We start from the raw sequence: 19,361 nt of genomic DNA, 5'->3' as shown, positions 1-19,361 counted from the left end.
AGGAGTCTGTAAGTAATAAGATTTTTTCTTCGTACTTACTAGCAATGAGCCATCAGCATAGGGATACAAGGAGGAAGCAACATGCGTGAATTTATTATCCAAGAGGATGATGCCAACCAGCGTGTGGATAAATTTCTGCAAAAGACGTTGCCAGCATTGCCTAAAAGTTTGATGTATAAATATATAAGAAATAAGAAAATAAAAGTAAATCGAAAACGTTGCGAAATCGCGCAGCGTCTGCTGCCAGGAGATCACGTATTATGTTTTATTGCAGAAGAATTTTTTGAAACAGGAGAAGATTGCTCCTTTTTAAAGGTTAGCAGCGAATTGGATGTTCTTTATGAGGATGCAAATGTCATTTTAATGAAAAAACCGAGCGGCTTATTGACACATAAAGATAGCAATGAAATACAAGATAATCTGGCAGATCGCTTCTTACATTACTTATATAAGAAAGGACAGTATGATCCACAAACAAGACAAAGTTTTACACCGGCTCTATGTCATCGCTTAGATCGCAATACGGAAGGAATTGTCATAGGAGCGAAGACAGCGGAAGCATTGCGGCGTATGAATGCCTATATTCGCGAACATAAAGTTGAAAAACATTATGTATGTATTGTTGAAGGTGTTATGGAGCAAAAGACAGGGCATGTGGTACTTTGGCATAAAAAGGATGCAAAAAGCAACAAGGTTCATTTGTATGCCCATGAACAAAAGAACAGTCAACGCATAGAAACCAGCTATCGCACATTGCATCAAGGAAAGCGATATGCGTATGTGGAAGTGCAATTGCATACGGGAAAAAGTCATCAGATACGCGCGGTAATGGCATATCTTCATCATCCTTTATTTGGGGATGTGAAATATGGCGCCCAAAAGAATCAGCGTAAGGATTTTCAAGCATTATGCGCTTATAAAGTCCACTTTAATTTTGATGATGATCTTTTATCTGCCATTTCTCAACAAACCTTTACGCTTATCCATCACCATATCAAAGCACGCTATGAACTATTAGAACAATAAGGAAAAAACAATCACGAAAAGGAATGTTTTTTTGATGGATGCGCCTTTACAAATATGTAGACGCTTTCGATACGAACATACTTTTTTATACAAATACGCATAAGAGAAAAGATGTAAAAATATAACTTGCTTTTTCATTGTTGTAGTGTATAATATTCGGGTGGTAAAAAGAGGAGAATCGTTATGGAATCTTATGGATATTTATTAGATATTGCCTTAATTTTAATTTTTACCAAAGTATTGGGACTTGTGACAAAACGTATAGAGATGCCACAGGTTGTCGGTGCTTTGATGGCCGGTATCGTGTTGGGCCCAGGCTTTTTGAAAATTGTTCATGAATCGCAATTCATTGATCATATTGCTGAAATCGGTGTGATCGTCTTAATGTTTTCAGCCGGGTTGGAAACGGATATCAATGAACTTAAGAAAAGTGGCGGAAAGAGTTTTGTGATTGCCTTGATTGGTGTATTAATACCATTGATCGGCGGTTATTTACTGGCTTCTTTCTATAACAGTGGCGATAAAGCATTTTTGGAAAACATGTTTATCGGTGTTATCTTGACAGCAACTTCGGTATCCATCAGTGTGGAAACCTTAAAAGAAATGGGGAAATTATCAACACCTAGTGGAAATGCCATCCTAGGAGCTGCTTTGATTGATGACGTATTAGGAATTATCGCGTTGACCTTAATTACTGGTATGGCAGATACATCTGTTGATTTAACGACAGTCATGATTAAAATTGTTGCTTTCTTTGCGGTCAGCATGGTGATTGGTTTAGCAGCTCATAAACTGATTGAAAAATGGTTTGATCGTTATGAAAAAGTACACCGTCGTTTTTCTATCCTATCTTTTGCTTTCTGCTTATTGTTTGCTTACTGCGCAGAAGAATTCTTCGGTGTCGCTGATATCACGGGAGCCTTTATTGCCGGATTGATCATTTCCGGAACGAGTCGTTCTTCTTATGTGAAGATGCGTATAGAAACTTTAAGCTATCTGCTTATTTCACCGGTTTTCTTTGCTAGTATCGGTTTAAAATTTGTTCTGCCAGAGATGACGACAAGTATTTTAATTTTCTCTGTGCTATTATTAGTTATTTCTGTCCTCAGCAAGATTTTGGGATGTGGCCTTGGTGCAAAACTTTGTGGTTATCAGACAATTCAATCGGCTCGTATTGGTGTCGGTATGATTTCGCGTGGAGAAGTCGCCTTAATTGTTGCCAGCAAGGGGATGGCTGTTGGATTGATGAATGATCAATTCTTTGGTCCGATCATCATCATGGTTGTCTTTACGACAATTGTCACGCCAATCCTATTGAAATTTGTCTTTAAAGATCGTATCAATGATCCAGATGTTTATACGGATAGTGCATTGATTGAAGATTATAGTGAAGTTGAAAATAACGAACGAAAGAATATGGAAATTTTAGAACAAAAGAAAAAGCGCAGTGCTGCCTAATACAGCTTGTATCAGTTATCTGCTAAGGTGTCAAAAATCCTTTATATAAAGGGTTTTTGACCCTTTTTTTCATGCATGAACCAATTTTTAATTTCATTGTTGAAAAATACGAAAAAAAGGAATATACTTTGAAAATGATTTAGGAAAGATTCCTGTATCCTAAATCGCTGAAAGTGTTATAATAATAAAAAAGGAGGTGTCGTGTTTTGGAAGAGATTATCAGAGAAATCGTTGACGCTGACAAACAGGCAAGAAGACGAGTAAAAGAAAAGCAACAGGAACGTCTGAATATCCAAAATTTGATACAACAGCAAGATGATGAAATCAAATCGCGGTATCAACAGGAAACAAAAGCATTGTTGGAAGCGAAACAGGCAGAACTGAATGCAGCTTTACAAAAAGAACAAGAGCAGGAAGAAAAAGCCTATCAAGATGCACTGCATAATCTGGAAGCGAAGTATGATGCCAGCAAAGAGGAGTGGGTGAACGAAATCATTCAACGGTGTCTGGCATCATAAATGTGATGCCGATAAGGAGGTGATGGTGAATGGAAATGGCAGCTGGTGTTATCGCCGCAAAAGCAAGAAGTATGCTTGGCGAACAGCTGAGCGCACAGGACTATGAAGAATTGCTGCACAAGCGCAGCGTTGCCGAAATAGCGGCCTACCTAAAAAATGGCACTTCCTATGCACATGCCCTAAAAGATGTACGCGAAAACAACATTCACCGTGGACAGCTGGAAGATCTTTTACGAAGAGAAAGCTTTCGCAAATCTATGAAACTGTATCGTTACAGTGAATCTAAGCAGCAGCAGTATTATAAGTTGCATATGCAACAGATAGAAATTGACTTATTGCTATCACGCATTCGTGTTTTGATTTCCCAGGCGTATGAAGATGCTATCGCAGAATTTCCCCTTTTCCTAAAAGCATATACTAGTTATGATTTGACGAAATTGGGGAATGTTCGCAGCTTTGATGAATTGCTGGAGGTTGTGAAAAAAACGATGTATTATGATGCCCTTGTCCCTTATCGGGTGAAAAAAGGACAGGAAAACGATATTGCCTATACGGACATCGAGACGACTTTGCATCAGAAGTATTATGCGCATGCAATGGATACGATTCACGATGTGTTAAAAGGAAAAAGCCGTAAACAATGCCATGATATGTTTGCCACTAAGGCAGAACTAGATAATCTGACAAAAATCTATCGTTTTAAAAAGTATTTTCAGGCAAGAGAGGATACCATACGGGATTCTTTAGTGCCATTGTATCATCGCATTTCCAAAGAGCGATTGGAAGAGCTTCTGGCAAGTCCCTTGCCATTATTTTTGAAGAAACTTAAGGAAGGCCCTTACCATCTGCATCTGGAAGATAAAGAAGATTTATATGTAGAATATTATACCCAGGCTTATCTTTATAAAATGGCAAAACGCAATGTGTATTTTGCTCAGGATGCGCCAACGGTATACAGCAGTTATCTCGTCGTTATGCAGCGAGAACTTGACAACATCATCAATATCATCGAAGGTGTTCGCTATCAGGTGAACAGCGAAGATATTGCATCGATGCTGGTGTATTAGAAAGGAGGATATCATGGCGATCGCAAAAATGAAACTCATCAACATTACGGCCGATAATGAGTATCTCAATGATGTCTTATTAAAATTTGTGGATTTGAACTATTTTCATCCGGAACCAGCCAGTAAATTTGTGGACAGTGTACATGGCTTAACAACATTGAGCGAGGAAAATCCTATCGCAGAAGTATTATCTCATGTACAAGAAATCGTCAACGAGATGCAATTGAATTTGCCGCAGCTGAGTATGAAAAGCCGTGACTATGATCTGGATAAGATGACTTCTTATGTAGATGGCATTTATCAGCGTTATCAGGATGGCGCACAGATTCGAGATGATCTGTTACACGTTATTCAGGAAAATAAGGACGCCTTAGTTCAGGTCAGAAATATTGAAAGTATTGATTTAAATTTGGATGATTTATTCGAGTGTGAGTATATAAAAATTCGCTTTGGCCGTTTGCCAATCGATAGTGTGGAAAAATTACAGTACTATCGTAACCGTCCATTTGTCTTTAAATCCTTCAATACAGATGACACCTATAGCTGGTGTTTATATATTACGACATCAAAATATGAAGGAGATGTCGATAACATTTTCTCTTCCTTATACTTCGAGCGTATCCGTATTCCGGAATTTGTTCATGGAACACCGGAACGAGCGAAGGAATCTTTGCAAGAGGAAATAGACAATGATTATAAACAGTTACAGCACGTAGAAGAAGTGCTGGCAAACTTAAAAAAGGAATGCAGTGAAAATATTGCTAAAATCGTAAGCGAATTAGCTTTTTTGAATCATACCTTTGAAGCACGTAAATATGTCGTTGGATTAGGAGAACGTTTCTCCATAACAGGTTTTATTGCAGAAGATGATGTACCAAAACTGAAAGCATCATTCTCAGAATTGAAGGAGGTGGAAATCGAAGTCAGACCTGCCCATAGCGACAAGCGACTCTCGCCTCCGACCAAATTAAAGAATGGGTGGTTTGCCAGGCCGTTCTCGATGTTTATAGAAATGTATGGCACGCCGGAGTATGAAGGCTTTGACCCAACACCAATCGTCGCTATTACCTATTCATTATTATTTGGTATGATGTTTGGAGATGTCGGTCAGGGACTTTGTGTTATCCTTGTTGGATGGTGGATGTATAAATATAAAAAGATGCAGTTAGGAGATGTCATGATTCGTATCGGTATCTTTTCTACCATCTTTGGCTTCGTCTTTGGTTCCGTCTTCGGTAATGAAACCATGTTGAACCCTCTCTATCATGCAATCTTAGGACTTACTGAGAAGCCTATAGAAGTTATGTCAAGTGAATTCATTTTGCCTTTATTGATCGTAGCGGTTGGCATTGGAGCTTTCTTGAATATGTTCTCAATCGTTTTAAATATCATTACGCATGCCAAAGATGATAATAAAGGGGAATGCCTGTTTTCTCAAAACGGAGTGGCAGGGCTTGTCTTCTATGGTGCTTTAGTAATTGGTGCCGGCTTTACAGCTGTTGGTATCAGCGTATTTTCACCACTGTATATCCTGCTGCTGATCGTTGTGCCACTTCTATTAATCTTTTTAAAAGAACCACTCATGCGCAAACTGGATGGTAAAAGCATGTTCCCGGAAAGCTTTGGGGCTTTCTTTATGGAAGGATTCTTTGAATTGTTTGAAATTTGTTTATCTTATATTACCAATACCATTTCCTATTTACGTGTTGGTGGATTCGTCTTATCCCACGCGGGCATGATGATGGCAGTTACCATGATCATGGAAATGGCTGGCGGTATCGGCGGATTAGCTGTTGGTATTTTTGGGAATATTCTAGTTATGTGTTTGGAAGGACTGATTGTCGGTATCCAGGTACTGCGATTAGAATTTTATGAAATGTTCTCCCGTTACTTTACGGGAAATGGAATCGTGTTTAAAACACTGAACGATTAGGAGGAAATTTATTATGTTAAACGCATTTGAATTATTGTTGCCACTGATTTTGATCGTATTGATCTCTTTACCTTTGGTGAATGTATTTCGTGGAAAAAAGAGCGCATCAGTGGCCAAACGCCGCATGATTACGCATGTATGTTTCTTCTTTGCCATTCTGCTTGGAACAGTATTCTTTGCTGCTTCTAAGGCATATGCTGCGACACAGGATGATATTGCATTGAAGATGGCTGGCTCCATCGGTCAGGGTCTGGGCTTTATGGCAGCTGCTTTATCTACCGGACTTTCAGCATTAGGGGCTGGTATCGCCGTAGCTGCTGCAGCACCAGCTGCCATTGGTGCTTTCTCAGAAAATGAAAAGAACTTTGGTAAATCAATGATCTTTGTTGCCATGGGTGAAGGTGTTGCTATCTATGGTTTGTTGATTTCTATTATTATGATCTTCATGAAATTATAAATCTTGATGAAATTATAAATCATGATGAAATTCTAAATCTTGATAAATTATAAATCTTGATAAATTATAAATCTTGATGAAGTTCTAAATCATAATGAAGTTCTAAATCATGGTGAAATTCTATACATGAAGAAATTCTAAATCATGATGATATTCTAAACTTATTTATACTGCCTTCACAATGCCTTTTCATATATAAAAGGAAGATGATTTCATCTTGTACCATATAGGATGAGACTACTTGTATTGTTGATGTAGGTCGTATAGAAAGTAATAAACAGCTGTAAGGAAAGGAGCTTTCCTATGAAATTTTACTTGCTCAGTGATAATATTGATACACAGATGGGATTGCGTCTGGCTGGTATTGAGGGTGTTGTTGTACATGAGCGCCATGAGGTGCTACAGGCTTTGGAAACAGCCATGCATATGGAAGATGTGGCCATTGTTTTAATGACAACCAAACTGATTCAGACATGTCCCGAAGTAATCTCTGAGTTGAAACTAAAACAAAAGAAACCGCTGATTGTTGAGATACCGGATCGTCATGGCTCCGCCAAAATTGGCGAAACAATTGATGGCTATGTATCCGAGGCAATCGGTGTGAAACTATGAGGTGTTGAGTGATGCTTGATGAAAAAATGAAACTGGAAGAATATTTTAAAGAAGAGATACAACGAGTCAGCGACATCCAGATCAGCGGTATTGAACGTGAAATCGAACAAATTCGCAAAAAGACAATCGCCTCTTTGGAACAAAGTGCCCAAACTGAGGCCGGTATGCTGAGAGAAACAGAATTGCGTGAAAAGCAAAGTGAGCATGCCATTGCTTTAAGCCGTTTGCATGAAGATACTAACCGTAAGCTGATGGCAAAGCGTAAAGAGCTGAATGAGGCTGTTTTTGATGAGGTAAAACAACGTATGCTTGCTTATTGTGAAAGTGAAGCATATAAAACAATGCTGTTGGATAAGCTTGATAAACTGGCAGAACATGCACAGGAGCATGCGGTTTTGCATATGGCGAAAAAAGATGAACGTTATCTGAAAATGTTATGTGAACGATATGGTCATGGGTGTGTCGGTGAAGTGGATGCCAGTATCAGCATTGGTGGATTCTTGCTTGCTTGTGAAGATAGCGGCATTGTCATTGATGAAACATTTGATACGGCAATTGAGGAACAACGCAGCTGGTTCTATACAAATTCAGGATTATTTATAAAATAACATGTGAATGTAAATTTCGCATGATCGAGGTGATAATGTGAGTGAAAATGTAATCTATTCCATCAACGGGCCAGTTGTAAAGGTGAAAGATTCAACCGATTTCTCTATGATGGAGAAGGTGTTCGTCGGTCATCAGCGTCTGATGGGAGAAGTAATATCCATCAGCCGTGAGGCTACGGTCATTCAGGTATATGAATCAACGACTGGATTGAAACCAGGAGAGCCGGTAGAACCTACCGGAAGTCCGATTTCAGTAACACTGGGACCGGGAATTTTAAGAAATATCTTTGATGGAATTGAACGTCCATTAAAGGAAATTGCCAAACAATCGGGTGCCTTTATCGCAACCGGAAGTGATGTGGCTAGCTTAGATGAAGAAGTTTTGTGGGATGTTACCATGAAGGTAAAGGTCGGTGATCATGTCATAGGCGGACAGATTTTTGCGACGGTGCCAGAAACGCCATTGATCGAACATCGCTGTATGATTCCGCCAACACTGGAAGGTGAGGTTATTGAAACAGTTTCGAATGGTCAATATAACATTTTGACATGTATTGCCAAAGTGGCAGATGCACAAGGAGAGGTACATGAGCTGACCTTATGTCAGAAATGGCCTATCAAAACGGCACGTCCAGTGAAACGACGTTTGCCAATCAGCGTACCGTTGATTACCGGTCAACGTATTTTTGATACCCTATTTCCAATCGCCAAAGGAGGAACAGCCGCAATTCCAGGCGGTTTCGGTACCGGAAAAACGATGACACAGCATCAATTGGCAAAATGGTGTGATGCGGATATCATTGTGTATGTCGGCTGTGGAGAACGTGGTAATGAGATGACGCAGGTTTTAGAGGAATTCTCGGAACTGATTGATCCAAAATCTAATCGTCCGCTGACCGATCGTACCGTCTTGATTGCCAATACGTCTAATATGCCAGTCGCTGCACGTGAAGCTAGCATTTATACGGGTTTGACTTTGGCAGAATATTATCGTGATATGGGATATCATGTTGCTATTATGGCCGACTCTACTTCACGATGGGCAGAGGCATTGCGTGAAATCAGTGGACGTTTGGAAGAAATGCCGGCTGAAGAAGGTTTCCCAGCTTATCTGCCATCTCGTATTTCGCAGTTCTATGAACGTGCGGGCTATATGGAAACTTTGAATGATGCGACCGGTAGTGTGTCTATCATTGGGGCAGTATCTCCTCAGGGTAATGACTTTAGTGAACCGGTAACCCAGAATACCAAGCGATTTGTTCGTTGTTTCTGGGCTTTGGATAAATCTTTAGCATATGCGCGTCACTATTTTGCTATTAACTGGAATGAAAGCTATTCTGAATATGTAACAGATTTGTCACGCTGGTACAATAAAAATGTTGATCCGCGTTTCTTACGTGACCGTCAGGAAATCATGTCGTTATTAGCAGAGGAAACAAAATTAATGGAAATCGTTAAGCTGATTGGTAGCGATGTTTTACCAGAAGATCAAAAACTGGTAATTGAAATCTGTAAGGTTATTCGAGTTGGCTATCTACAACAGAATGCCTTTCATCAAGATGATACGTATGTGCCTTTAGAAAAACAGTTAAAGATGATGGATACAATCTTGTATTTATATCGTCGTTGTAAAGAGGTAATTACGACCGGTAAACCACTGCGTCTGGTAATGCAGCTTGGTTTATTTGATAAAGTTACAAAGATGAAATATGATGTGCCGAATGACAATATAGCATTGTTGGATGAGTATCCGACGATGATTGATTCTGCCATCAGCACCATAGCGTGAAGGAGGTAAATGTACAATGAGTCTACAATATGTAGGATTGCATGAAGTCAATGGACCTCTGATTTTTCTGGATCATGTGTTAGATGCCAGCTATGAGGAAATGGTAGAAATCAAGTGCAGTGATGGAACAACGCGTTTAGGTAAGGTCGTTCAGCTTGAGGGCGACAAGGCAGCAATTCAGGTATTTGAAGGTACAAATGGTTTATCACTAAAAAATACACGAACGAAATTCACAGGGCGGCCAATGGAACTAGCCTTATCAAAAGAAATACTTGGCCGAACGTTCAATGGTAGTGGACAGCCAATTGATGGCTTGGGTGAAATTTATGCGGAAAAGAGTATGGATATCAATGGACAGCCATTGAATCCAGTATCTCGAGTATATCCGCGAAATTATATAAATACCGGTATCAGCAGTATTGATGCCTTGATGACCTTGATTCGTGGGCAAAAACTGCCAATCTTCTCCGGCTCCGGTATGCCACATAACGAATTGGCAGTACAACTTGTAAAACAAGCAAAGATATCAGATGGAGATGGTAAAAATTTCTGTATCGTGTTTGCGGCCATGGGGGTAAAAAATGATGTGGCAGATTACTTTAAGCGTTCGTTTGAAGAGGCTGGTGTCATGGAAAAGGTTGTCATGTTTGTCAATCTAGCAAACGACCCAATCATAGAACGTACGTTAACACCACGTTGCGCGTTAACTGCCGCAGAGTATTTGGCGTATGAGCATGACATGCAGGTATTGGTTATCTTAACGGATATCACATCGTATTGTGAGGCACTGCGTGAGTTCTCTAGCAGTAAGGGTGAAATCCCAGGACGGAAAGGTTATCCGGGTTATCTGTATTCTGACTTGGCTTCCTTATATGAAAGAGCAGGAATCATTAAGGATGCAAAAGGTTCTGTGACACAGATTCCTATTCTGACGATGCCCAATGATGATATTACGCATCCAATTCCCGATTTGACTGGTTATATTACAGAAGGGCAAATCGTGTTAGATCGTAATCTGAATCAAATGGGAGTATATCCACCAGTAGGTGTCTTACCGTCTTTAAGCCGTTTGATGAAGGATGGCATAGGTGAGGGTTATACGCGTAAAGATCATTCTGATGTATCAAATCAGTTGTTTGCAGCATATGCCAAGGTACAGGATGCGCGTAGTCTGGCATCCGTTATCGGTGAGGATGAGTTAAGTGATGCAGATAAACAGTATATGGTATTTGGAAATCTATTTGAACAGTATTTCTTGAATCAAGGTTTTGAGGATAATCGAAGTATTGAAACAACCTTGGATTTAGGTTGGGATCTGATTTCTGTCTTACCTAAAGCGGAACTAGATCGTGTAGATAACGAGGTGTTGGAGAAGTTTTATGATCACAAACGTGCTGTGAAACGTTTCAACATCAAAGAGGAACCAATTATCCGTGAACTGGCGAATGAGGGTGAGTAGTCATGGCAAATAAACAGGTATTTCCTACGAAGGGAAATCTGATTGCGACGAAAAAGTCGAATGCGCTGGCTCATATGGGATATGAGCTTATGGATCGTAAACGGAATATTTTAACGCGTGAAATGATGGGTTTACTGGATGATGTCAAAATGTTACGTGATGAAATAACTGAGACTTATCAACGTGCATATGCGGCTTTACAGCAAGCGAATATGACGTTGGGTGTTATCAGTGATCTGGTTGAAGCAGTTCCTATCGATAATGGTATACATGTGAGTTATCGCAGTGTCATGGGTGTTGAAATTCCTAAGATTTCTTATGATAAGCCGGATTATACTTTGAGTTATGGTTTAGAACATGCGAATTCTAAATTGGATTATGCGTATCGCTGCTTTTATCGTGTGAAGGAGCTGACCGTTGTTTTGGCGGAGGTTGAGAATAGTGTTTATCGCTTGGCAAATGCTATTCGCAAGGCGCAAAAGCGAGCAAATGCGTTGAAGAATATCGTGATACCGGATTTTGAAGGAAATATTAAATTCATTAGTGATGCGTTAGAGGAAAAAGAGCGCGAAGAGTTTTCTCGACAGAAGGTTATTAAAGCAACGAAAGATAAAAAAAGTAGTCAGGAACGGCCTTTGTAGCTGTTCCTGATGATGTTAAAATGCTTTAAATAAAGGGTTTTAAAAGAGCCGTAAAAAGATTCAAAAAAGTTTTTAAAAAATTGAAAAAAACACTTGCATAAGTAGGAATTATTTGTTATTATATTAGGGCACTGATGAAGTGCAAAAGAAAAAATGGTTTCATAAATGCGCCCATAGCTCAACTGGATAGAGCGTTTGACTACGGATCAAAAGGTTGCGGGTTCGATTCCTACTGGGCGCGCCATTTATATCGGGATGTAGCACAGCTTGGTAGTGCACTTGATTTGGGATCAAGGGGTCGCAGGTTCAAATCCTGTCATCCCGACCATTATTTGGCTGGGTAGCTTAGTTGGCTAGAGCATCCGGTTCATACCCGGAAGGTCGCGAGTTCGAGTCTCGCCCCCGCCACCAATTTGGCTAAATGGACCCTTAGCTCAGTTGGTTAGAGCAGCCGGCTCATAACCGGTCGGTCGTAGGTTCGAGTCCTACAGGGTCCACCAAAATAAAACTATATTTTGGAGGAATACCCAAGTGGTTGAAGGGTCCGGTCTTGAAAACCGGTAGGTCGGGAAACTGGCGCCTGGGTTCGAATCCCAGTTCCTCCGCCATTACGTTATTCAAATATGTGAAAACCGAATCGCTCATTAAACATCGCGGGGTAGAGCAGCCTGGTAGCTCGTCGGGCTCATAACCCGGAGGTCGTTGGTTCAAATCCTTCCCCCGCAACCAAATGGTCCCGTAGCTCAGTCGGTAGAGCAACGGACTGAAAATCCGTGTGTCGTTGGTTCAATTCCGACCGGGACCACCATTTGAATAACTGGCCGTCTCTAGATGAGGCGGTTTTTTTTGTGTGGAATTGAACATTCGGATATGTCCGTTGCTTACATTCCTCATTAACGTCTATTCGAAAAAGTGGCGGGGGAAGGATGCAACATGCACGTGAGGGCTGCTCTGCCTGTACAATGGCGGAGAAATAAACCTACCGGTTTTCCAATCATGAACATGTTACTTGGGTATGACGTGGCGGGGGCTATTTTCATAACGTTCCCGCGACCTTGCTTACCCGTATGGATGACAGGATGAACGCAATTTTATGCTCAATTGATCTCGTCAAGTGCACTTCGTTCCTAACAGGGTAGTCAAACGCACATCCATAATCGTACACACCTTATTGTATTTCAAAATAGGCGTTACTACGACACGCATAAAAAAAACGATTAAAAGAAAACTTTTTTTCTGATTTATCAGTTAACTATATGAGGAGGCTGCTATGAAAGAACATACAATCATAGAACACATACGACATGGCGATGTGAATGCACTCGATACGTTGATCCGTCAATATTATCCACAGATATATTCCTATGTCTATGCACGTGTCAAACATCGTGATATTGCAGCAGATATTACACAAGAAGTCTTTATCCGTTTCACACAACATATTGACTCCTACACCTTTCAAGGAAAAACCAAACAATATTTACTAAGAATTGCCATCAATCAGTGCAATAGTTGGTATGCGAAATACAAAGAAATAGCATTGCCGGATGATTTGGAAATTGCTGATGAAAAAACAGAAGATACATACGATCGACAACGATTGATTTTTTATCTTAACAAATTGCCGGATGAACAAAAAGATGTATTATTGTTAAAATACTTTGAACAATTAAAAAGTAAAGAGATTGCAACATTACTAAACATTAGTGAATCTACGGTAAAAACGCGTGTTCGTTTGGGCTTAAAAAAACTTAAAACGTATATGAAAAAGGAGGAATGGCTATGAGAATACATTGGAAAGAATTGCGGCAATATGATGAAAAGGCAATGGAAAAAACGATAGCGCAATGCCAAACACTAATGAAACACAAAGAAAATTGGTTCGTCAGTAAAAAAACAGCCTATCGTCAATTTGCGAAATTAGAAATTAAACGTATAAGTGTAGTATATGGCTTCTTTTTACTCTGTTTACTATATTTTTTACTTTTTTCAGAACAAATGAAAATCGGAATCGTGTTGCTGTATTATCTGTTACTAGGGTCCTATTTTCTCTATCAATTATATGAATTTAAAAATAATGATATGGAAGAATTAATGCAGGCACTTCCAATTCATGAAGGTAAACGCTTTATCTTGCATATGTGTACGTTTCTTATTATACACCTCATTAGTTTTCTAAGCTTTTCAATAGTTGGCTATCTACGTATGGACATCTCCATGTTAGAAATCATGCAATTAGCCTTAATACCTTTATTCCTGGCACATGGTTGTATGTTGTTTTTCTTAAACAGAATCAAACGACTTTATACAGCTTTCATCAGCTATATAATATTATTTTTGTTCTTTAGCAATTTCTTTCATCCAATCTTGATTAACAGTAGTGCACTGCAGTTAGGTTGGATCCAAACACTTATTGTGTCATTGTTCTCTACCGTATTATTTCTGATTGCCGCATATCGATATGGCTTAAAATTACAAAGGAGGATTCATTATGGAGCTTAAGACACATCATCTCAGCAAATTTTATACAAAAGAAAAGGCAGCGGTTGCCGATGTGAATCTTGTTTTGCAAGAAGGTATTCATGCTTTATTAGGAGCAAATGGAAGCGGGAAGACAACACTTATGCGGATGTTGTGTGGTATTTTAAAACCAAGTGAAGGTATAGTTACCTTTAATGCTAAAAATATTATGGAAAATTATGAAGAATACATTCTTCATTTGGGCTATTTACCGCAAAATGCAGGATTTTATATGAATTTCACAGTAATTGAATTTCTCCAATATATTGCCGTATTAAAGTGTCTGGAAGCTGATTATGCAAAACGGAAAATTGATGAGCTATTGGAGTTATTACATCTAAAAGAACAGTCCAAAAAGAAATTGCGTCAATTATCTGGTGGTATGCTACAGCGTGTCGGTATTGCACAGAGCCTGTTAAACCATCCTAAGCTATTGATATTGGATGAGCCAAGCAGTGGCTTAGATCCTAAAGAGCGTATTGCCTTGCGGCAGCTATTATCGCGTTTAGCAAAAGATACTATTGTGATTCTTTCAACTCATATCGTCAGTGACATAGAAAATATAGCAGATGATATTTTGCTAATGAAAGAAGGGCATATTCTCTTCCAAAAGACAGTAACAGATACATTGCAAGAATTAAAAGGACACGTTTATGAATTATTAACAGCAGAAAATGAGCGAGAAATTATTGAAAAAAATTACACAGTAGTGAATTGTAAAAGAGTAAGTGAAGGTATCCTGTTTCGTTTGTTAAGTGACGATATGAAAGATAAGCGCTCAATTGTTGTAGAACCAACATTAGATGATGTATATTTATCTTATTTTCATGAGGAGGCTGAATATGTGGAAACTAATTTGTTATGAATGGAAAAAGTTAGCGAAAAGCCGTTCCAATTTATTGCTGTTCGTGGTGTTGTTAGCGGCCTGTGCTTACCAGATTAAAACGAATGTAACAACGGATATAAAAGACTATTATTTCGTATCCGATGAACATCTCGATGTGGTGAAAGAACAACAAAACTTTGCGAACAAAAGCTTTGAAGAGTTACAGAAACAGATGGGCGCCATCCATTACAATGAGATTGATCAAGAGCATTATAATTCTAGTCGTTCTTTGGATGAAAATTATATGAAGGTAACGTATGGTACACACTGGAAAGAACTTGTAAAGGCATATGAAGAGCACACTTTGACGCAAGAAATGTTGAATGATTGGAACGTTATGAGTCAAGATGATACCCAGCAACAGTCGATTGTAAGACTGGAAGATTTTACGATACATTATCTTTATACTGATGAAAGAGAGGTATCCGATCTTAAGGCAATGTTTCCAGATACGGTGATATTAACGAACCGTCAAGATTATCTTTATACCAAAGAAAAAGCTGAGCAAGGTTCCACACAGTGTTTTTTGAAAGAGTGTAATGGTTTTAATGCGATGTACTACGATACGTTAAATACCCGCTTTCTGAATGCGTCAAAGACCTATCATCCCACCATCCTAGCTAATAAATATTTTGATGAAATCATGCGAGTGAATTTTCTTGTTCTATTGCTCATCAGTATTTTGTTAGGCAATATTTACAGCAAAGAATCAAGTGAACAAACAATGATATATCTTTGTACAAGCAAGGCTGGATGGAAAAAAGTATCTATCGCTAAACTCATTGTCGCTTTGACTATTGGCGTATTGATTCCTATGCTGATACCAATTATCTCCAGTTTGGTTAATTATCTACGGTATGGTGGTTTTGACTTACAGATGTTTTATTATGGCATCGGTGATGTATCTGCCAATAGCATCGTACCTTATATTTTTACGAATGGGGAACTTTTAATAATCGTGTGTTTTGCATTGTTGGTTGGCTATACAGCATTGACATTAACATGTTTAACAATATCACGTTATGTAAAAAATACGTATATTGCAGGGGTCAGTGTTTTAATGCTGACGATATTACCCATCTATAATATCTTTACGTTGCAAAGTACCAATCTCAATGTCTGGTTTCCATCCTATCTGTTAATGCGGATATTTGATAATTTGGGGTATACATCACAATTGTTTTTCCAATTTGGCAGTATAACGATTTTACGATTATGGCTATATGTATTGGTTTGGTTTCTTGGCTGTGGTATATGTTTATTACTTATTCATCAGAAAAATAAGAAACATCTTATATAATTTCTCATTGATTGGTAATCTAATAACCTTATGATGTTAATGTCATGAGGTTTTTTTACAAGATAACCTACAGAGATATGAAACAATAGTTATGAAATTAAGATAATCTTTGGGAATTGCGACGCTATATAAAAAGGAGAAACAATTCATACGTTATCCATAACGTTAGTGATCTTTATTTTCCATAACACATATCAAGTGAAATAATGGTTGACACAACTGGCAGATCAATGTATTATTGTATTAGATGATTAATACAATAATACATCTAGTAAGAAACAAGGAGGGAATAAAAGTGTTTTGGAAATTATGTAAACATGAATTGAAATGTTCATATCGAGGTTTTCTTATTTTATATGCAATCACATTATTATTGGCGGTGATGATCAATCCAAGTATAGATTCAATGTTTGTGGTAACATTAACATTGATTTATGGATTGCTGCTATGTGTTATCCTAATCATGTCGATGTATGTCATCATTAAAAATTATCATACATCCATGTTTGCCAAACCGGCATATTTAACCCATACACTACCGGTATCTACGACAAAGCTGTTAATTGTAAAAATTTTGGTAGGGCTTATTTGGTTTGCACTATCCTATGGTGTTATCCTTGCCTCCATTATTGTCATTGGTTTATCTGTCGACAATTTCGATCTACAGCTCCTTTTTAAGGCATTTTCGCATATCCATATTTCATGGGGAGCAATCTTATATGCGGTATACACTGTGCTAGGTGTTGTGGAAAGTATTACCTTATTATATCTTGTAATTGATATTACTCATACGACACATATCCAACGTTTCCGTGTCCCTATTGCTATTGTGCTGTTTTTAATTATTTCTTGGGTATCATCGGAGATTATGAACATGTTCATCAATCCCGGACAAGGTTCTTTATTACAAATGGTCACAAGCAATGCAATGATAGGACAAAATATAAATACGACATTGTTAACAGATATGACGAAATTACTCATTTTATGTGGCTGGGAATTATTGTTAGTTTGTTTGTATTTCTTCTCAGGTAAGTATTTGATAGATCATAAAATAGAGGTAGAATGATGAAGGATCTTAAGGAAAAAGTACTTATTATTGCGTTGATTCTGCTATTTTCCTTTTGGTATTTGTATACCGGATATCTGGTCTTTGATTATTTTACGATCGGATGGCCATTTTATCTGATTGGTATCCTCATTTTGCTGATTATTATAGCAGCATGTCTGCATACAGTAAAACGTATGAAAAATGGTGAGTACTAAAAAGGAGTGATCTTGATGGACTTTGATACAAATCTACCAATTTATTTACAAATTATGACCGAAATAAAACGATTGATCATAACAGGAACTTATAAACCATCACAAAAAATTCCTTCTGTACGTGAATTGGCAATTGATTATGGTGTAAATCCAAATACGGTACAAAGAGCGTTAAGTGAACTTGAACGCGAAGGACTCGTGGCAAGCGAACGAACGAGTGGGCGTTTTATATGTGATGATATTGAACGTATACAAAAATTAAGAGTAACAATGATGAAAGAGAAAACAGATCAATTTCTAAGAGAAATACATGAATATGGATTTGATGAAGAGGAATTGATGGAAACGATAAGGGAGCGATTACAAAATGGAAAATCTTGTTGAGATTTGCGGATTAAATAAAGCATATGGTAATAAGCCGACATTACATGATATAGATATATTTTTACAGCCCGGACAGATTGTTGGTTTGTTAGGACCAAATGGCAGTGGTAAAACAACTCTGATCAAAATATTGACGGGATTGTTAAAGGATTATAGCGGTGTTGTAAAAATCAATGGAAAAGCGATTGGCACGGAAACGAAAGCAATCGTATCTTATTTACCTGATGAACCTTATTTCTCAGATTGGATGAAGGTTAAGGATGCATTATCAATTTTTATGGATATGTATGCTGATTTTGATTATGCGAAATGTCTGGAAATTATGAAAAAGTTCCAGATTGAGGAAAATGTGCGGATTAAAACGATGTCGAAAGGAACAAAAGAGAAGTTTCAACTGGCTTTGGTCATGAGCCGCAAAGCTAAGCTGATTATCTTAGATGAACCAATTGGTGGTGTTGATCCTGCGGCACGTGAAGTGATCTTAGATACGATATTGGAAAATTATTCACCTGAGCAGACCATTTTAATTGCCACACATTTGATTGCTGATATTGAACGAATTTTCAGTAATGTTATTTTCATTAAGAAAGGTAAAATTGTTTTGAATAAAGAAGTAGAAGAAATTCGTCAGGAAAGCAACAAGTCGATAGATGAATTATTCCGTGAGGAATTTCGTTATGAATAAGGCGAAAAAATAACTGTTTTAGCATAATAATGACGTATAGAATCATTCATTAGGAATGAGGATATACGTTTTTTTGTTATGTGATGGATGTAGTGGACTAGACGAAAATAGCTTAGGCTATTTAGATGGTACATTTTCATGTAGTAAATACGACAGGAACAGACTCATGCCAATCGTAAAAGATATTTCTAATAAAGTAGAAACGCCTCCATTTAATAAAAAAAGCAAACTGTCAAATACAACAAGGGTAAAATATTTAGGAAAAGCTTTCCTAAAGAAGCGATAATCTTTTTTAAATGTATCGAAAAGAAAATGAAAGAATAACAGGACATAGCCAATGGTTGACCACATAGCAAGCCGTGTATGCCATTTGGATAATTGAGGATATTGCATAGGATCATAGGGAAGACAGACAGATATGATCATGATGATACAGACAACACCTAAGCAAAACTTACCCAAAGATGATGTATAGCGTAACGCTTGCATGAGTTTCATTGTATACCAGAAAAAATAGGCGGCAGCGCTGCTTGCCCATATTATTAAATATACAGGATGATGTAATGTATTTCCAAGGTAAGATAAGTTTTCTGTTAGGGGAGCACAGTACCATAAGGTTCCCAGATTTATTATACAAATCAAAACAATGGCAATGTACTGTATGAATTGATTCCTATCCTTCATGGCAACTCTCCTTTTCTAATGTCATTATTATACACAAAAAACAAGTAGATAAAAAGAGATCATTCATT

The 19,361-nt window shown here is 38.1% G+C and carries 20 protein-coding genes and 7 tRNA genes; 26 read left to right on the top strand and 1 reads right to left on the bottom strand.

What is annotated here, in order from left to right; genetic code table 11:
• Positions 1 to 81 precede the first annotated feature (81 nt).
• The 26 genes from AC1VS3_RS01090 to AC1VS3_RS00965 all read left to right on the top strand — a co-directional run bounded on the left by AC1VS3_RS01090 (position 82) and on the right by AC1VS3_RS00965 (position 18,609).
• Positions 82 to 1,026, top strand: a complete 945-nt coding sequence (locus AC1VS3_RS01090) for an RluA family pseudouridine synthase (RefSeq protein ID WP_008687662.1) — start codon at positions 82 to 84, stop codon at positions 1,024 to 1,026.
• Positions 1,027 to 1,209: 183 nt separating this feature from the next.
• On the top strand, positions 1,210 to 2,484 hold the full coding sequence (locus AC1VS3_RS01085; protein WP_008687665.1) for a cation:proton antiporter: 1,275 nt from the start codon (positions 1,210 to 1,212) through the stop codon (positions 2,482 to 2,484).
• Between the two features lie 206 nt (positions 2,485 to 2,690).
• Positions 2,691 to 3,002: a hypothetical protein gene (locus tag AC1VS3_RS01080; RefSeq protein ID WP_008687666.1), complete on the top strand. Its 312-nt coding sequence runs from the start codon at positions 2,691 to 2,693 to the stop codon at positions 3,000 to 3,002.
• A 29-nt stretch (positions 3,003 to 3,031) separates the two neighbouring features.
• Positions 3,032 to 4,069 carry a V0D/AC39 family V-type ATPase subunit gene (locus AC1VS3_RS01075; RefSeq protein ID WP_008687668.1) on the top strand — a complete coding sequence of 346 codons (1,038 nt, stop codon included), beginning with the start codon at positions 3,032 to 3,034 and terminating at the stop codon, positions 4,067 to 4,069.
• A 13-nt stretch (positions 4,070 to 4,082) separates the two neighbouring features.
• On the top strand, positions 4,083 to 6,002 hold the full coding sequence (locus AC1VS3_RS01070) for a V-type ATP synthase subunit I (protein WP_008687670.1): 1,920 nt from the start codon (positions 4,083 to 4,085) through the stop codon (positions 6,000 to 6,002).
• A 13-nt stretch (positions 6,003 to 6,015) separates the two neighbouring features.
• Positions 6,016 to 6,459 (top strand): ATP synthase subunit C, encoded by a 444-nt coding sequence (locus AC1VS3_RS01065; protein ID WP_008687672.1) that lies wholly within the window; start codon positions 6,016 to 6,018, stop codon positions 6,457 to 6,459.
• A 303-nt stretch (positions 6,460 to 6,762) separates the two neighbouring features.
• The gene (locus AC1VS3_RS01060; RefSeq protein WP_008687674.1) at positions 6,763 to 7,071 is read left to right on the top strand and encodes a V-type ATP synthase subunit F; all 309 of its coding nucleotides are present in this window, start codon (positions 6,763 to 6,765) and stop codon (positions 7,069 to 7,071) included.
• An 11-nt stretch (positions 7,072 to 7,082) separates the two neighbouring features.
• A complete protein-coding gene (locus AC1VS3_RS01055; RefSeq protein ID WP_008687677.1) occupies positions 7,083 to 7,679 on the top strand; it encodes a V-type ATP synthase subunit E in 597 nt (198 codons plus the stop codon).
• A gap of 37 nt (positions 7,680 to 7,716) precedes the next feature.
• Complete coding sequence (locus AC1VS3_RS01050; protein WP_008687679.1) at positions 7,717 to 9,468, top strand: V-type ATP synthase subunit A; 1,752 nt, start codon at positions 7,717 to 7,719, stop codon at positions 9,466 to 9,468.
• 16 nt (positions 9,469 to 9,484) lie between these two features.
• Positions 9,485 to 10,927, top strand: a complete 1,443-nt coding sequence (locus AC1VS3_RS01045; protein ID WP_008687681.1) for a V-type ATP synthase subunit B — start codon at positions 9,485 to 9,487, stop codon at positions 10,925 to 10,927.
• A 2-nt stretch (positions 10,928 to 10,929) separates the two neighbouring features.
• Positions 10,930 to 11,568 (top strand): V-type ATP synthase subunit D, encoded by a 639-nt coding sequence (locus tag AC1VS3_RS01040; protein ID WP_008687685.1) that lies wholly within the window; start codon positions 10,930 to 10,932, stop codon positions 11,566 to 11,568.
• A 167-nt stretch (positions 11,569 to 11,735) separates the two neighbouring features.
• A tRNA-Arg gene (locus AC1VS3_RS01035) sits at positions 11,736 to 11,812 on the top strand.
• A 7-nt stretch (positions 11,813 to 11,819) separates the two neighbouring features.
• Positions 11,820 to 11,896: transfer RNA gene (locus tag AC1VS3_RS01030), tRNA-Pro, on the top strand.
• A gap of 6 nt (positions 11,897 to 11,902) precedes the next feature.
• Positions 11,903 to 11,979 (top strand) — tRNA-Met (locus AC1VS3_RS01025).
• Positions 11,980 to 11,991: 12 nt separating this feature from the next.
• A tRNA-Ile gene (locus AC1VS3_RS01020) sits at positions 11,992 to 12,068 on the top strand.
• A 17-nt stretch (positions 12,069 to 12,085) separates the two neighbouring features.
• Positions 12,086 to 12,176, top strand: a tRNA-Ser gene (locus AC1VS3_RS01015).
• A gap of 44 nt (positions 12,177 to 12,220) precedes the next feature.
• Positions 12,221 to 12,297: transfer RNA gene (locus AC1VS3_RS01010), tRNA-Met, on the top strand.
• A gap of 3 nt (positions 12,298 to 12,300) precedes the next feature.
• A tRNA-Phe gene (locus AC1VS3_RS01005) sits at positions 12,301 to 12,376 on the top strand.
• A gap of 462 nt (positions 12,377 to 12,838) precedes the next feature.
• Complete coding sequence (locus AC1VS3_RS01000) at positions 12,839 to 13,354, top strand: RNA polymerase sigma factor (RefSeq protein ID WP_008687687.1); 516 nt, start codon at positions 12,839 to 12,841, stop codon at positions 13,352 to 13,354.
• Positions 13,351 to 14,070: a hypothetical protein gene (locus AC1VS3_RS00995; protein ID WP_008687689.1), complete on the top strand. Its 720-nt coding sequence runs from the start codon at positions 13,351 to 13,353 to the stop codon at positions 14,068 to 14,070. Before AC1VS3_RS01000 ends, AC1VS3_RS00995 begins: the two co-directional genes overlap by 4 nt.
• The gene (locus AC1VS3_RS00990) at positions 14,060 to 14,953 is read left to right on the top strand and encodes an ATP-binding cassette domain-containing protein (protein ID WP_008687691.1); all 894 of its coding nucleotides are present in this window, start codon (positions 14,060 to 14,062) and stop codon (positions 14,951 to 14,953) included. Before AC1VS3_RS00995 ends, AC1VS3_RS00990 begins: the two co-directional genes overlap by 11 nt.
• Positions 14,931 to 16,274, top strand: a complete 1,344-nt coding sequence (locus AC1VS3_RS00985; RefSeq protein ID WP_008687693.1) for an ABC transporter permease — start codon at positions 14,931 to 14,933, stop codon at positions 16,272 to 16,274. The genes AC1VS3_RS00990 and AC1VS3_RS00985 overlap by 23 nt, the downstream gene beginning before the upstream one ends.
• A gap of 295 nt (positions 16,275 to 16,569) precedes the next feature.
• Positions 16,570 to 17,343 carry a hypothetical protein gene (locus AC1VS3_RS00980; protein ID WP_008687696.1) on the top strand — a complete coding sequence of 258 codons (774 nt, stop codon included), beginning with the start codon at positions 16,570 to 16,572 and terminating at the stop codon, positions 17,341 to 17,343.
• Complete coding sequence (locus tag AC1VS3_RS00975) at positions 17,343 to 17,540, top strand: hypothetical protein (RefSeq protein WP_008687699.1); 198 nt, start codon at positions 17,343 to 17,345, stop codon at positions 17,538 to 17,540. The genes AC1VS3_RS00980 and AC1VS3_RS00975 overlap by 1 nt, the downstream gene beginning before the upstream one ends.
• A 15-nt stretch (positions 17,541 to 17,555) precedes the next feature.
• Positions 17,556 to 17,924 (top strand): GntR family transcriptional regulator, encoded by a 369-nt coding sequence (locus tag AC1VS3_RS00970; RefSeq protein ID WP_008687700.1) that lies wholly within the window; start codon positions 17,556 to 17,558, stop codon positions 17,922 to 17,924.
• Positions 17,908 to 18,609 (top strand): ABC transporter ATP-binding protein, encoded by a 702-nt coding sequence (locus AC1VS3_RS00965; protein ID WP_008687702.1) that lies wholly within the window; start codon positions 17,908 to 17,910, stop codon positions 18,607 to 18,609. The genes AC1VS3_RS00970 and AC1VS3_RS00965 overlap by 17 nt, the downstream gene beginning before the upstream one ends.
• 117 nt (positions 18,610 to 18,726) lie before the next feature.
• Here the strand turns inward: AC1VS3_RS00965 and AC1VS3_RS00960 are convergent, their stop codons facing one another.
• Positions 18,727 to 19,293 carry a hypothetical protein gene (locus AC1VS3_RS00960; RefSeq protein WP_008687703.1) on the bottom strand — a complete coding sequence of 189 codons (567 nt, stop codon included), beginning with the start codon at positions 19,291 to 19,293 and terminating at the stop codon, positions 18,727 to 18,729.
• Positions 19,294 to 19,361 lie beyond the last annotated feature (68 nt).

This window comes from Longicatena sp. (assembly GCF_982403165.1).
Note: the sequence above shows the minus strand (reverse complement) of the source record. Positions and strands in the feature narration are given on the sequence as shown.

What these genes read in the sequence shown, in the direction of transcription:
- AC1VS3_RS01090 (WP_008687662.1), top strand. Translation starts at nt 82, where the DNA reads ATGCGTGAATTTATTATCCAAGAGGATGATGCCAACCAGCGTGTGGAT.
- AC1VS3_RS01085 (WP_008687665.1), top strand. Translation starts at nt 1,210, where the DNA reads ATGGAATCTTATGGATATTTATTAGATATTGCCTTAATTTTAATTTTT.
- AC1VS3_RS01075 (WP_008687668.1), top strand. Translation starts at nt 3,032, where the DNA reads ATGGAAATGGCAGCTGGTGTTATCGCCGCAAAAGCAAGAAGTATGCTT.
- AC1VS3_RS01070 (WP_008687670.1), top strand. Translation starts at nt 4,083, where the DNA reads ATGGCGATCGCAAAAATGAAACTCATCAACATTACGGCCGATAATGAG.
- AC1VS3_RS01065 (WP_008687672.1), top strand. Translation starts at nt 6,016, where the DNA reads ATGTTAAACGCATTTGAATTATTGTTGCCACTGATTTTGATCGTATTG.
- AC1VS3_RS01060 (WP_008687674.1), top strand. Translation starts at nt 6,763, where the DNA reads ATGAAATTTTACTTGCTCAGTGATAATATTGATACACAGATGGGATTG.
- AC1VS3_RS01055 (WP_008687677.1), top strand. Translation starts at nt 7,083, where the DNA reads ATGCTTGATGAAAAAATGAAACTGGAAGAATATTTTAAAGAAGAGATA.
- AC1VS3_RS01045 (WP_008687681.1), top strand. Translation starts at nt 9,485, where the DNA reads ATGAGTCTACAATATGTAGGATTGCATGAAGTCAATGGACCTCTGATT.
- AC1VS3_RS01040 (WP_008687685.1), top strand. Translation starts at nt 10,930, where the DNA reads ATGGCAAATAAACAGGTATTTCCTACGAAGGGAAATCTGATTGCGACG.
- AC1VS3_RS01000 (WP_008687687.1), top strand. Translation starts at nt 12,839, where the DNA reads ATGAAAGAACATACAATCATAGAACACATACGACATGGCGATGTGAAT.
- AC1VS3_RS00995 (WP_008687689.1), top strand. Translation starts at nt 13,351, where the DNA reads ATGAGAATACATTGGAAAGAATTGCGGCAATATGATGAAAAGGCAATG.
- AC1VS3_RS00990 (WP_008687691.1), top strand. Translation starts at nt 14,060, where the DNA reads ATGGAGCTTAAGACACATCATCTCAGCAAATTTTATACAAAAGAAAAG.
- AC1VS3_RS00985 (WP_008687693.1), top strand. Translation starts at nt 14,931, where the DNA reads ATGTGGAAACTAATTTGTTATGAATGGAAAAAGTTAGCGAAAAGCCGT.
- AC1VS3_RS00975 (WP_008687699.1), top strand. Translation starts at nt 17,343, where the DNA reads ATGAAGGATCTTAAGGAAAAAGTACTTATTATTGCGTTGATTCTGCTA.
- AC1VS3_RS00970 (WP_008687700.1), top strand. Translation starts at nt 17,556, where the DNA reads ATGGACTTTGATACAAATCTACCAATTTATTTACAAATTATGACCGAA.
- AC1VS3_RS00965 (WP_008687702.1), top strand. Translation starts at nt 17,908, where the DNA reads ATGGAAAATCTTGTTGAGATTTGCGGATTAAATAAAGCATATGGTAAT.
- AC1VS3_RS00960 (WP_008687703.1), bottom strand. Translation starts at nt 19,293, where the DNA reads ATGAAGGATAGGAATCAATTCATACAGTACATTGCCATTGTTTTGATT.